General features: G+C 52.8%; 10 protein-coding genes. 6 read left to right on the forward strand and 4 right to left on the reverse strand.

All coding sequences use genetic code 11. The annotated features are described in order from the left end of the window. The first annotated feature begins 159 nt into the window (after positions 1–159). From BS29_RS05945 to BS29_RS05970, 6 genes are all read left to right on the forward strand, one after another. Positions 160–1,584, forward strand: a complete 1,425-nt coding sequence (locus tag BS29_RS05945) for a glycosyl transferase family protein (RefSeq protein WP_229956295.1) — start codon at positions 160–162, stop codon at positions 1,582–1,584. Positions 1,585–2,095: 511 nt separating this feature from the next. Next, positions 2,096–2,686 carry a hypothetical protein gene (locus tag BS29_RS05950; protein ID WP_229956296.1) on the forward strand — a complete coding sequence of 197 codons (591 nt, stop codon included), beginning with the start codon at positions 2,096–2,098 and terminating at the stop codon, positions 2,684–2,686. Between the two features lie 102 nt (positions 2,687–2,788). Beyond that, positions 2,789–3,703 carry a sulfite exporter TauE/SafE family protein gene (locus tag BS29_RS05955; RefSeq protein ID WP_229956297.1) on the forward strand — a complete coding sequence of 305 codons (915 nt, stop codon included), beginning with the start codon at positions 2,789–2,791 and terminating at the stop codon, positions 3,701–3,703. Next, positions 3,700–4,473: a TIGR02186 family protein gene (locus BS29_RS05960; RefSeq protein ID WP_229956298.1), complete on the forward strand. Its 774-nt coding sequence runs from the start codon at positions 3,700–3,702 to the stop codon at positions 4,471–4,473. Before BS29_RS05955 ends, BS29_RS05960 begins: the two co-directional genes overlap by 4 nt. Positions 4,474–4,582: 109 nt before the next feature. Next, on the forward strand, positions 4,583–6,298 hold the full coding sequence (locus BS29_RS05965) for an ATP-binding protein (protein WP_407673752.1): 1,716 nt from the start codon (positions 4,583–4,585) through the stop codon (positions 6,296–6,298). A 131-nt stretch (positions 6,299–6,429) separates the two neighbouring features. Continuing rightward, a complete protein-coding gene (locus BS29_RS05970; RefSeq protein WP_229956299.1) occupies positions 6,430–6,867 on the forward strand; it encodes a hypothetical protein in 438 nt (145 codons plus the stop codon). Positions 6,868–7,080: 213 nt separating this feature from the next. On the opposite strand, the gene BS29_RS05975 is transcribed toward BS29_RS05970, so the two are convergent. From BS29_RS05975 to BS29_RS05990, 4 genes are read right to left on the reverse strand one after another with little or no spacing between them, the layout of a single operon-like run. Next, the gene (locus BS29_RS05975) at positions 7,081–9,813 is read right to left on the reverse strand and encodes a valine--tRNA ligase (RefSeq protein WP_229956300.1); all 2,733 of its coding nucleotides are present in this window, start codon (positions 9,811–9,813) and stop codon (positions 7,081–7,083) included. Positions 9,814–9,844: 31 nt separating this feature from the next. Continuing rightward, positions 9,845–10,516, reverse strand: a complete 672-nt coding sequence (locus BS29_RS05980) for an enoyl-CoA hydratase/isomerase family protein (RefSeq protein WP_229956301.1) — start codon at positions 10,514–10,516, stop codon at positions 9,845–9,847. Continuing rightward, entirely contained in the window at positions 10,513–12,606 is a 2,094-nt protein-coding gene (locus BS29_RS05985) for a S9 family peptidase (protein ID WP_229956302.1), read from the reverse strand. Before BS29_RS05985 ends, BS29_RS05980 begins: the two co-directional genes overlap by 4 nt. A gap of 56 nt (positions 12,607–12,662) precedes the next feature. Then, a complete protein-coding gene (locus tag BS29_RS05990; RefSeq protein ID WP_229956303.1) occupies positions 12,663–13,232 on the reverse strand; it encodes a DUF2497 domain-containing protein in 570 nt (189 codons plus the stop codon). Positions 13,233–13,260: the final 28 nt, after the last annotated feature.

Consider the following 13,260-nt stretch of genomic DNA (forward strand, 5'->3'; position numbering starts at 1 on the left):
CATTGCAATGTTTTTTAATCGATTAAATAATAATATTTACATTCATTTACACTATGATATATCGTGGCATGCACTCACCAGAAAGGTGCTTATAGGGGGCTGGTTCAACAGCTTGGGTAATTGGGATATGGTGCTGTAACTGCTGGAGTTTGCCAGTATATGGGCGCGTATATCCTGCCGACTATCGACCTTGTCCAAAAGGAACTGCTCCTGTTTGCGAGCCTGTGCTTCATCCTTGGCGCGATAGATGATGCGATATTTGACATCACGTGGGTGATGCATTCGATAAAGCGAAAGCTGTTTGTCTATACGCGCCACAAGCGCCTCATTGTCGATCAGTTGCCAGCATCCAAAAACAACAGCCCATTGGCGATATTTGTGCCGGCTTGGCAGGAAGCCCCAGTTATTGGCGCCATGCTCAGGCGCTGTATCAATCAATGGGATCATGATCATTATCGCATCTATGTCGGTTGTTATCCCAATGATGGTGCGACCATCGCGGCTGTTGCCGATGCAGCAAGAGATACCGGCAAAATCCGCATGGTCATATGTGACCGCGATGGTCCAACGTCGAAAGCAGATTGCTTGAACAGATTGTGGTGGGCTTTGTGTCAGGACGAAATTTTGGAATCGACCAAGTTTAAATCGGTCATCCTGCAAGATGCAGAAGACCTGATCCACCCCAAGGCTTTGGACCTGTTCGACTATCTTATAGACCGTGCGTCGCTGGTCCAGATACCGGTCATCCCGCGCCGGGCAGCGCGCTCCATCTGGGTGGCTGGCCATTATGGTGATGAATTTGCGGAGATGCATGGCAAGCAAATGGTTCTGCGAGAAGCGCTTGGCGTGGCTATGCCTTCGGCCGGTGTCGGATGTGCGTTCCGGCGCGATGAGCTGCAGCGACTATCTGCACTGACATATGGCAAGCCTTTTGATGCGACTAGTTTGACAGAAGACTATGAAATCGGTCTTCAACTGACACGGGGCAATAGTCGCGGGATCTTTGCGCGCCTGAAAGACAAAGAGGGGCAATGGGTCGCGACACAGGAGTTTTTCCCCGAATCTCTTGATGATGCGATACGGCAGAAAAGTCGCTGGATGATGGGAATTGCCCTGTCCGGATGGGACCGGTTGGGGTGGCAAGGCTGCTGGCGCGAAAATTGGATGCGTTTTCGGGATCGCAAGGCCAGTTTCGCAGCTTTTGTCTTGTCCCTTGCTTATCTGGCAATCCTGTTGACTGCTTCTCTATATGTTCTGAAACTCGGCAATCTTTATGAGCCGCAGCCATTTCCCGATTTGCTGATGGCGATGCTTTGGATCAACGCATTTTTTGTCCTCTGGCGCCTGGCGTTCAAAGGATATTTTGTTTTCAAACTATATGGCCTGCGAGAAGCGTTGCTTTCAATCCCGAGAACTTTCATCGCCAACATTATCAACATCTTGGCTGCGCGGCGGGCCCTGTTTCAATATTTGAAAAGCCTGGCAGGAATTGCGCCCAAATGGGAGAAAACAAACCATTTTCATCCGCATTCGGCAGATGTTCGACAGTTAAGGCCAACCGGGATTCCTGATCGCGATGAATGAAGCGGTCATATCGGTTCGTCGAGGAGAGCCGTTTAAAGTTCTGCTGATTTTTTTGATTATCTGGGTAACGGGCCGTGTGCTTTGGAATGAGGTCTATTCTGTCAAAGAAACACCTGTGGCATTTGCTGTCGACAATTCTGAATCGGGTCTAGCTAGGGATTTGCTTGCCAGACATAATGCCAGCCAGTCCCCGTCTGCGCGTGAACCTTTAGACAGATTTCCTGGTTCCGAAAGGGCCCGAGTTCAAAATAGAAAACAGGAAATTGATGGTATTCGGGCCGAAGCCAGAGCACAGCAGTTGCTGCAGCGATCAACTGTGCGTTGGAATAAGTTGGAAGATGTATTGCTGCCGGTCGGGGATATACGAAGAGAACCTTCAACTGTTGAGCCTATATCATCGGAAGGTTTAAGAGCGGATCGACCTTCACCATCAAATAACTTGTCAGGTTATTTTTGGATCTTCGCTAGGCAAGGCAGCAATCGTGGGCAATTGCGAACGCAGTCACCAACAGTGCAATTTCCCGTCGCGCAATATGGTGCCAGTCAGGCTGGGGCGATCCTTACCTACAGAATGTTGGGGGATAATAGTCGGCATGTTTCTGCCTTTGGCCGTGCATCAACAGCCCTCTCATCCAGCGGGGAGGAAGAGCTGGCTGTCGGGATCAAGGCCAAAGCTCTAGCTCACATTCCCGTTTCCTTTTATGCAGAGCAACGTTTCGGGGCAGGGGATGGCGATAATCGCGGGACGGCTTTTTATCTGGCCGGAGGATCTGGTCCTGACACGGTTTTGCCTGGCATCCGTTTGGAAACATATGGCCAAATGGGATATGTTTTTGGTCAGGATGACAGCTATTTCTTCGATGTTTCGGCTTCCTTGCAAAAACAACTTATCGAGCGTGACAAGAAAAAAATTACTGCCGGTGCCGCCATCTGGTCCAGTGGACAGGAAGGGGCAACACGTATCGACATCGGGCCGCGATTGCGATTCCACATCCCGGTTGATCAAGTTGATATGCAGATATCACTCGATTGGCGTGAACGTATCGGAGGAAATGCGAACCCCGGATCTGGCGCCGCCGTTACACTGAGCACCGGCTTTTGAACGATTTAGTCGCTCCGGATTGCAGCGAAAGATCAGATTTCTTGCTCGAGATCAGATCAAGTCCCTTTATCCCGTAACCAAAAGAGATTAGTCGTTGGAAATATGGATATTTACCTGCCCATAGCCAATTTGTCTGTTGATGCGTTTGTCATCGTTTTGCTGGGCGGGCTTGTTGGCATCCTGTCGGGCATGTTTGGTGTCGGCGGCGGATTTCTGACGACACCGCTTTTGATATTCTATGGCATCCCTCCGACAGTGGCTGCCGCGTCCGCATCAACACAGGTCACCGGCGCCAGTATTTCCGGTGTCGCGGCTCATATGCGACGTAAAGGCGTTGATTTTCGGATGGGTGCGGTGCTCGTCATCGGCGGTATTTTTGGTACATTCTTTGGTACGATATTGTTCCAGGTTCTGCAGAGATGGGGGCAAATTGATACGGTAATCTCCGTACTCTATGTCCTGATGCTCGGCGGAATTGGCGGTATGATGGCGAAGGAAGCATGGGGCAGTGTGAAAGCAGTCCGTTCCGGTAAACCATTGCCAGCACGAAAAAGACGGCATCATCCGCTAGTCGCAAATCTGCCGATGCGGTGGCGCTTTTATCGCTCCGGTCTTTATATTTCTCCGATCGCTCCCTTCATGCTTGGTCTCGTAACAGGTATATTGACGATGTTGCTCGGCGTCGGTGGTGGGTTTATCATGGTTCCGGCGATGCTCTATCTACTTGGCATGGGCGCACAAGTTGTCGTTGGCACATCCCTGTTCCAGATTTTGTTCGTCACCATAGCCTCTACAATGATGCACAGCATGACGACCAGAGCGGTTGATATTGTCCTTGCCGGCCTGCTTTTGATTGGCAGTGTAACGGGCGCTCAACTGGGTGCAAAATTTGCGCAACGGATGCGGCCCGAATATCTCCGATTGGCACTTGCAGCCATGGTCTTGTTGGTCGCCATTCGGATGGCTCTCGGACTCGGTTTTCAGCCCGATGAAATTTATACGATACAGCTGCTATGACGGGCCTGCGATCAAAATGTAGCAAGGTGCTGGGCTGTCTGGCGATATTGTTTCTGGCTACAGCGAATACACCCGTTCTTGTGCCCGATGTGTCGCAGGACAAGATCAGCATCCAGGGCGATTTCAATGGTGCGCAGCTATTGTTATTTGGCGCGATCACATATCCACCGGGCACGCGCAACCGCGAGCGAGCGGATATTGTTGTTGTTCTGAAAGGCCCGACTGAATCCATCGTGGTGCGCGAAAAGCAGCAAGTGGCAGGAATATGGATCAATGCCGCGAGCAGCGAATTTCGATCTGCTCCTGGCTATTATGCCGTTGCATCCTCGCGGCCGGTTGAGGAAATTGTCGATGACAAGACGGCTGATATTTATGAACTGGGGCTCGATCATCTGCAATTGTCACCGGCTGGCGCCATTGACAGTCAGGAACTGGCGCGATTTACCAATGGCCTTGTCGATCTGAACAGCCGTGGACGATTGTACAAGAATCTTCCCAACAGCGTCGAGATTACCGATTCCGTTCTCTATCAGGCACGGATAAATTTGCCGGCCAGTGTGCCAGTGGGTGAATATTCTGCGGAGACATTTCTAATTATCGATGGCCGGGTAGAGGCCGCAGAAATCAAGGAAATCACCATCGAAAAAATCGGTATGGGGCGTTTCATTACCAACCTGTCTCAGGAAAACGGTTTCATATATGGTTTGATGGCCGTGCTCATTTCGATCATCTTTGGCTGGGGTGCGGGATATCTGTTTCGTAAGATGTAAGCTGACCCGATAATCACATGCAATTTACCTTCTCGAAAGTGCGGTAAATATTCCTTAACCATGACAGCGTAATCCATGTGCCAGATAAACAACACAGGATTGTGACTTCATGTCAGATATGGGTTCCCATAATTTCCCAGCGGCACGGCCGCTCCCGCAAAGCGATGAACAAGATGTGACGCCTCCGGTTGCGACACATGCGCCGACATCGACACCAAAGCGGACCGAAGGGCATCAGATAGGCGAAGTCATTGAAATTGCCGGCTCGGGTTCCCGCATCGTTATGGATGCAGCGGTCCTTGCGGGGCTGGCTGATCATCCCGATCCGACGGTAAAAATGGCTGGTCAGGTGGGTAACCAAGTGAAAATCCGTGTCGGCCAGACATGGCTTCTGGCCAATATCCGCACCCAGAAACTATATGAAGGGCAAAGCGGCCTGATCATCGCTGAAATCGATTTTCTCGGTGAAGGTGATGAAGAACGACTCACGGGGCATATCTATAACTTCCGCCGCGGTGTAACCCGCTATCCGGTTCCCGGTTCGGTTATTTATGCGGTGACGACTGCTGACCTGAAGCAGGTTTACGCATCGGATGGACGGTCCAATGTAGAGATCGGAACGGTGTATCCGACCGACGATATTCGCGGAGCGCTTTATGTTGACTCCATGCTTGGCAAGCACTTTGCGTTGTTGGGTTCAACCGGTACTGGTAAATCGACATCAGCCGCGCTGATCCTGCACAAGATCTGCGATATTGCGCCAGAGGGACATATCCTGATGATTGACCCTCACGGGGAATATTCAGCGGCATTCAAGACCAATGGCCGGCTGTTTGATGTGAACAACCTCAATCTGCCTTATTGGCTAATGAATTTCCGCGAACATTGTGAAGTTTTCGTTCAGTCCACCGGCGATGCCAAGCAAATGGATTGCGATATTCTTGCAAAATGTCTGCTCGCTGCCAAAGCCAAAAGTCAGGCGGCGCAAGGTGTTGCCAAACTGACCGTGGACAGTCCCGTGCCATATCTTCTTTCCGATCTGACGAATATTATTCAGAACGAGATGGGCAAGCTCGACAAATCGACCAATTCTGCGCCCTATATGCGGCTGAAAACGAAGATTGATGAGATTAAGGCTGATCCGCGCTACAGCTTCATGTTCTCCGGCATGTTGGTGGGTGACACCATGGGAGATTTCCTGTCCAAGATTTTCCGTCTGCCATCCGATGGCAAGCCGATTTCGATCATCGACGTCTCCGCGGTTCCGTCCGAAATTACGCCAACCGTTGTTGCCGTTTTGAGCCGTCTGGTTTTCGACTATTCTATCTGGGCAAAAAATGAACCTCAGCGACCCATATTGTTGGTCTGCGAAGAGGCTCACCGTTACATTCCCAATGATGATGTTGGCGGTGAAAGCAGTGTCCGTGATATTTTGAGCCGGATTGCCAAAGAGGGCCGTAAATACGGTGTTTCCCTGGGGCTGATCACCCAGCGTCCTTCGGATTTGGCGGAAGGTGTGTTGTCACAATGCGGTACGATCCTGTCGATGCGTTTGAACAATGACCGCGACCAAGCTTTTGTGAAAGCAGCTATGCCAGAAGGTGCGCGCGGCTTCCTGGATTCTATTCCAGCGCTGAGAAACCGAGAGATTATCTGCTGCGGTGAGGGTGTTGCCATTCCGATCCGTGTGTCACTCGATACGCTGGCCGAAGAAAAACGTCCGGCATCGGAAGATCCGGTCTTCTCCGAACTGTGGCGTGACCATGGCGGCGAAGAAGAGATTATTCAGCGGGTCATCAAACGCTGGAGAAGTCAGGGGCGTTAAGCGCCATCCCGACTTTTGTCTTTGTTCATAGGTTGTTGGTCGAACAGCAATAGCACTGCCATTCTAAGCGATTACAGATGTAGTCGATAGGCCGGAAACGATAGCCGGCCCGTTAGGATGGAGAATGCACAATGAATAACAGAAATTTTGGGCGGGCTATTGCCGGACTGGCGCTGGCAGCAACAGCGTCAATAATCCCTCTCGCCGCGAGCCAGGCTCACAAGGGCAGCCATAAGTTCGATAAAGAATGGGGCGAAAATCTGGCCGAAAAGATTGAGGCCAAGGTCGCCGCCGGCATGGCCAAAGGCGCGATCGGGATGGAAAAAGGCGCGGAGAAAATGCTGCGCGGTGCCGACAAGATGGAAGCTTATGCCGACCGGCTGGAAAGCGATGTGGCCTTTCGCGAGGCTGAAGCCGCAAAGCGGAACAAGTGGAATGAAGGCAGCATGACGGCGGACGAGCTGCTGAGGCAAGCCCCTGAGTTTCGCCGTGGTGCCGCGGAAATGCGAGAAGGCGCAGCGGAAATGCGCAGAGCCGCCGAGAGAATGCGGCGCGGCGATACGAATTAGAAATTCCCGGCCAATCCTCTCCCCTTGAGGGAGAGGACAACGCAAACTTGCCAGCTCGCTGGCTAGTTGTAGTCGGTGAGGGGGTGGGAGCCACTACCCCTCTCTAAGCGCCACTAACTCGCGTCGCTCGCAAGTTCTGCTATTCTCTCCCTCAAAGGTAGAGAATGGACGCATATCAATGGGCCAGAGCTGTCCGCTCTTTGCGTGAAACGATCACCCCAAACGGGCAAGAGCCGCCTGCAAACGTTCGGCCTCCGCGCTTTTGTCGGCCAGATCGGCGCGGGCTTTTTCGACCGCTTCCGGTTTGGCTTTCTCAACAAAATTGGCATTGCCCAGACGGCCTTCAAGAGATTTGGCTTCCTTGGACACGCCTTCCAGTGCTTTGCCGAGACGCGCTTTTTCCGCATCAATGTCAATCGCACCGGCCAGCGGTAGGACATAAGTAGCGCCATCGATAACAATCTGTGCGGTTGCGCCGTCGGGGGCGGGGTCAAAGGAGAAACTCTCCAAACGACCCACCCGATCCAGAGCGGACGCCTGCCGCTCAATGCGTTTTTGCAAGGCTTCATCCCCATCGCGAACATGGGCGGTCATCTTGGTGCCCGGTGGGATGTTGAGTTCGACCTTGGCCGTGCGGGTTGCCGAGATCAGGCGGATAAGCCAGTCGACTTCCGCCTTCGCATCGGCGTCAATTTCCGCTTTCGGTTCTGGCCATTTGGCAACGATCAGGTCATAGTTTCTGCCGTCGGTTTCGCTGGCCATGCTGTGCCATAATTCTTCGGTGATAAACGGCATGAACGGGTGGAGCATCACAATGATCTGGTCGAGCACCCAGCCGGCAACCGCGCGGGTCTCGGCCGCTGCCGCGGTATCATCACCTTGCAGCAGTGGCTTGATAAGCTCCAGATACCAGTCGCAGAACCGGTCCCAGGTGAAATGATAAATGGTGTTGGCCGCTGCATCAAAACGCAGATCACCGAGCGCCTTGTCGAGCGTGGCTAGCGTTTCGGTCACTTCGGAAATGATCCAGCGGTTGACCGGCAATTTAGCCTCCGGCGCACGCAAGGTCTTACTCGCGCCAATGCCATTGACTTCGCAGAAGCGCGAGGCATTCCAGAGCTTGGTCGCGAAATTGCGATAGCCCTCGACCCGCTTGTCATCCATTTTAATATCACGGCCTTGGCTTTCCATCGCCGCCATGAAGAAACGCAAGGCGTCTGCGCCATATTGATCAATCAGGCCGAGAGGATCGACCACATTGCCCTTGGACTTGGACATTTTCGATCCATCTTCGGCGCGTACTAGCCCGTGCAGATAGAGCCGCTTCCACGGCACGTCTTTCATGAATTGTATGCCCTGCATCGCCATCCGCGCATCCCAGAAGAAAAGGATATCAAAGCCGGAGATCAGCAGGTCATTTGGATAGTGGCGCTTGAGGTCTTCGGTTTCGTCCGGCCAGCCGAGTGTACCGAAGGGCCAAAGGGCCGAGGAGAACCAGGTGTCGAGAACGTCGGGATCGCGGGTCAGCGCGACACCTTCGCCGGCCTGTGCCTGAGCGGCCGCTTCATCTTCGGCAACATAGATTTTACCGGCATCATCAAACCAGGCTGGTATCCGGTGCCCCCACCAAAGCTGGCGCGACACACACCAAGGCTGGATATTTTCCATCCAGTTGAACCAGGTTTTTTCCCAGGTCTTTGGGACAATCTCGATGCTGCCGTCGCGCACCGCCTTGATGGCAGGCTGCGCCAGTGTCTCAGCATCGACATACCATTGATCGGTCAGCCAAGGCTCTATGACCACGCCGCCGCGATCCCCGAAAGGTGTTGCGATGGTGCGCGGTTCGGCATCATGCTCGACTTCTTCGCCATCCTTGTTTTTGGTCACATGCGGAATCAGGCAACGGAGTTCCTTCATCCGCTGCACCACCAATTCGCGCGCGCCATCGACACCGTCTTTCTTGAACCGATGAAGACCAATAAATTCGTCCGGCACCAAACCGTCCGCGCTCTGGCAAACATTGGCTTCGCCATCGAGCATATTGAGCATCTCGCCTGCTGCAAAACCGGCGCGCTTTCCGACCTCGAAATCGTTAAAGTCATGGCCCGGTGTGATTTTCACAGCACCGCTGCCCAGCTCGGGGTCGGCATGTTCGTCTGCGACAACTTTGAATCGTCGTCCAGTAATCGGTTGCTCGATTTCTTTGCCAATCACGCTCTTATAGCGCTCGTCACTGGGGTGCACAGCAACCGCCATATCGGCGAGCATAGTTTCGGGCCGGGTTGTGGCGACTTCGATATAGTCCTGTCCATTGTCTAGCTTTACGCCATCAGCCAGCGGATATTTGAAATGCCAGAAACCACCTTTCGTATCGACGGTCTCGACCTCCAGATCGGAAATTGCGGTTTTCAACGCCGGATCCCAGTTGACCAGACGCTTGTCGCGATAAATCAGGCCATCATTATAGAGATCGACAAACACTTTGAGCACGGCTTCGTTCATGCCGTCGTCCATGGTGAAACGTTCGTTGGCCCAATCCATCGAGCAGCCGAGACGGCGGAGCTGTCCGGTGATCGCGCCGCCGGATTCCTCTTTCCACTCCCAGACTTTCTCGACAAATTCTTCGCGCGTATAGTTGGTTCGCTTGTCCTGCCGTTCTTCCATCTGCCGTTCGACAACCATCTGTGTCGCAATCCCGGCATGGTCCATGCCAACGACCCAGAGCGCGTCTTTGCCCTTCAGCCGTTCATGGCGGATGATGATATCCTGCAACGTATTGTCGAGCGCGTGACCGATGTGCAAACTTCCGGTGACATTGGGTGGCGGATTGACGATCGTAAACGGCTCCGCATCGTCGCGTTCAGGGCGAAACTGGCCGGATTTTTCCCAATGTGTATACCAGCGCGCTTCAATGGCCGCAGGGTCGAAATTTTTATCTAATGTCATGCGCTGCCTTTGCCAGCGCTTGCGCCGTTATTCAACCGTTCAAAATTGCATCAATTTCGGCATTCGCCTTGGCGCGCAGCTGCCGCTTGCAGGCGGCGAAACCGGGCTGCGCATTTAGCTCCTGTGCCTTTGCTACGGATTTTTCGATCAAATCGCCTGGCATCAGGGTTGCTTCCACCATGCCAGCACCAATGGCTTCATTGGGTTTCAACAACATGCTCGACAGCGCCAAACGCCGCCGCCATGAGGGTTCCAGCCAATGATCCAAAATCACCTGCGGCACGGGCGGGAAGGGCAGGCCCGCCTTGGCCTCAGGCAGACCGATTTTATAATTGCCAGAGGCAGCGTAAATCCAGTCGGCGCACAGCATCATGATCCCGCCAGCACCAATGGCATTGCCATTGACCGCGCATACAAATGCGCAGGGCAGACGGTGGAGCGATGCCGCATAGGTGTTGATGGCTGCAATGGCCTGTTCTTGACCCGCTTCGTCTAGCGTGGCCGCGATCTTCGTATCCATACCGCAGGTGAAGTGCTCGCCCGCTCCAGTGAGCACAACGCCACCTTTGGGATTATCCTGCGCCAACTTCCGGAACACTTCCGTACCCTCGTTGAGCAACTCGGTCGACAGTGTGTTGCGCGGCGCGTTGGTCAGAGTGACGATGATGGTGTCGCCATCAGTTTCGGTGGGGAAAAAGCTCATTTCTCATCACCTTGCCCAGTCCAGCGGGCCATCCAGTCGAACACATTATTGTGCCACTGCACGCTATTCTTGCCTTTCAGCACCCAGTGGTTTTCATCAGGGAAAATCAACAGCTTGGAGGGGATATTGCGTTCCTGCGCATAAGTGAATGGCATTATCGATTGGGTATAGGGAATGCGGAAATCCTTCTCGCCATGGATGAACAGGGTCGGTGTTTTCCATTTGTCGATATGCTGGATCGGGTTCCATTTTTCCGGATCGGCGCGTTCCCACCAGGGGCCACCATGATCCCATTGATCGAACCACAGCTCCTCGGTCGAGAAGGCAAAGCTGCGCAGGTCGAATATGCCGGCATGATTGATGATACAGTCAAACTGGTCCGGCCATTGGCCCGCAATCCAATTCATCATATAGCCGCCATAGCTGGCGCCCAATGCACAGGATCTGTCGCCGTCAATCTGCTTGTCAATTTTCAGCGCTGCCGCATGGCCCAGTTTCAGATCTTCGAGCGGTTTGCCACCCCAGTCCTGATTGATGCTGTCCATAAATTCCTGCCCATAGCCCGCCGATCCATGGAAATCGATGGTCACCACAGCATAGCCTTGCGACGCCATTACCTTGGGATTCCAACGGGTTGACCAGCTATCGCCAAAGCTGCCCTGCGGCCCGCCATGGACCAGGAAAGCCATCGGCAGCTTGCCCTTCGCTCCTGCTGGTTTAATGATCTGTCCCCAGACCTGATGACCTTCAGCGCCTTTGAAGTTAAAGCGCTCGATATCGACCTTATCAATTTCAGCCAGCTCGCGACCGTTGATATTGGTGAGCTGTGTAACTTTACCATCTGCGGCACGGCGATAAATATCATCCGGTGCCTGTAGAGATTTTTTGGTGAAAATCATTGAACCGTCTTTTAACGGCGTAATATTTCCGACACTTCCTTTTCCCGTCAGCCGCGTTACTTTTCCGTCCGCGATATCAACGCGAAAGGCAGCATAGTCCAAGACTTCAGAGGCAGTGACGATCAGGGCTTTACTGTCCGGTGTCCAAGTGATGGAGCTAACCGATCGATCCCAATCGCCTGTCAGCACCTTTGGTTCTTTTTCCCCTTTGCGTAGCAGTTTCAAGACCTTGCGATCACTTTCATAACCGGGACGTTCCATTGCTGCCCAGGCGAACCACTCGTCATCCGGCGAGAAAGCCGGCAATGTGTCAGTTGCATCACCATTGCCTGGCATCGGATCGGGTTTGCCCTTGGATATCGCGACGCCATAAACATCCAAGTCGGTTGACTTCGGTTCATTTCGATCTGCTTTACGCAGAACAAAAGCCAAGCCTTTTCCGCTGGTAGACCAAGAAATTTCTTCTCCGCCGCCAAAGGGTTTGGACGGGCTGTCACCTACAAGGTCGCCGTCTAAAGCGGTTCCATTGCCCGCGAGCTTGCCATCTTGCAAATCAAAGGAAAATATGCGGCTATAATTCCCAGGCGTTTCCCAGCTTGACCAATGGCGTACGAATAATTCGTCATACTCCCGGCCTGTGCCAGGTCCAGGCATAGCCTTGTTGCCCGTTCCGCCCTCAGCTTTATCGCAGCCAAATGTCGGGCAGTCTTTGGCAATATCGCCCCAAACTGCTATTCTGTCGCCCTTTGGAGATAGTTTGAAGCCAGCGATGTCGGCTTTAAGGTTGCTAGCCTGAACCGGCTGTCCGTTTTCTCCATTGGCAGAGATAGCAACTGTCCAAAGCTGTTCGGAACCGCCTGCATCGGATAGATAATAGAGCGTGTTACCATCAGCTGAGAAAGCCGGACTGTGTTCGCTGCCATTTTGCGTATCTGCAACGCGGACTGGAACGGCATTGGTCTTGGTGAGGTCTATCAACCAAAGTCCGGCTGAACGCTTGTAAGTATCAGCATCGGTTTCAGTGACACTAAAGGCGCTCCATTTTTCGTCAGGCGAAACTGCTACAGTGCCAACGCGTTTGAGAGTCGCGAGGTCCACTGCCGTCAATGGCCGCGCAGATGCTATAGATGTGGATAAAGCCGCACTCGAAAGAAGTAGGGCAATGGATGACAATTTTGAGATTTTTTTCATGTAGGCCGGTTTAGCAGGCCTGCTCACGATGGCAATTGAGATTAAAGCCGAAGAGACTACTTCCCGTTAATCCGTCTAATTTCCCGGGCAACCATTTCTTCCACCAGTTTTGGCAAATTCTCATCCAGCCATTCTTTTAACATCGGCCGCATGAGATCGCGGGTCAGGTCTTCTAGCGAAGTTTGCTGAGTTGGTTGAGCTTTCGGTTCGTTGTTTGTACCTTCCATAGCGACCAAGGCTGACAAGGATTGGCGCATCGAATCGAGTTTCTGATCGTTGATCAGCCGCTCTTCTTTGCGACGATCCCCGAAAACACCTTGCGCCGACGATGTCGTGCTGTCCTTGACCTCATTAGTCAGTTCCAAGACGCCGTCATCATCTGCCGAGGTCTTGACAGTTGGTTTCGTAAATTTGTCGCCTTTGGATGCGATATTTTTCGGCAGCGGCGCGATTGGTGTAACGTTATCGGGAACAGATTTTACGCGCGGTGCAGCTTCCTTGCTCTGCATCGCATCGTCATCTTTTGCGATTGAGCGGTCAGGTTCGATGGCTTTGTCTTCAGCAATAATGCGCTTAATCGAAGAGAGAATCTCTTCCATCGACGATTCTTTATTTTGTTCCGCCATTCGCAAAACCCCTATACTCAAAATCCAA

Origin of the sequence: Parasphingorhabdus litoris DSM 22379, assembly GCF_020906275.1 — a bacterium.
Lineage (GTDB): Bacteria > Pseudomonadota > Alphaproteobacteria > Sphingomonadales > Sphingomonadaceae > Parasphingorhabdus > Parasphingorhabdus litoris.

What these genes read in the sequence shown, in the direction of transcription:
- BS29_RS05945 (WP_229956295.1), top strand. Translation starts at nt 160, where the DNA reads ATGGGCGCGTATATCCTGCCGACTATCGACCTTGTCCAAAAGGAACTG.
- BS29_RS05955 (WP_229956297.1), top strand. Translation starts at nt 2,789, where the DNA reads ATGGATATTTACCTGCCCATAGCCAATTTGTCTGTTGATGCGTTTGTC.
- BS29_RS05960 (WP_229956298.1), top strand. Translation starts at nt 3,700, where the DNA reads ATGACGGGCCTGCGATCAAAATGTAGCAAGGTGCTGGGCTGTCTGGCG.
- BS29_RS05965 (WP_407673752.1), top strand. Translation starts at nt 4,583, where the DNA reads ATGTCAGATATGGGTTCCCATAATTTCCCAGCGGCACGGCCGCTCCCG.
- BS29_RS05970 (WP_229956299.1), top strand. Translation starts at nt 6,430, where the DNA reads ATGAATAACAGAAATTTTGGGCGGGCTATTGCCGGACTGGCGCTGGCA.
- BS29_RS05975 (WP_229956300.1), bottom strand. Translation starts at nt 9,813, where the DNA reads ATGACATTAGATAAAAATTTCGACCCTGCGGCCATTGAAGCGCGCTGG.
- BS29_RS05980 (WP_229956301.1), bottom strand. Translation starts at nt 10,516, where the DNA reads ATGAGCTTTTTCCCCACCGAAACTGATGGCGACACCATCATCGTCACT.
- BS29_RS05985 (WP_229956302.1), bottom strand. Translation starts at nt 12,606, where the DNA reads ATGAAAAAAATCTCAAAATTGTCATCCATTGCCCTACTTCTTTCGAGT.
- BS29_RS05990 (WP_229956303.1), bottom strand. Translation starts at nt 13,232, where the DNA reads ATGGCGGAACAAAATAAAGAATCGTCGATGGAAGAGATTCTCTCTTCG.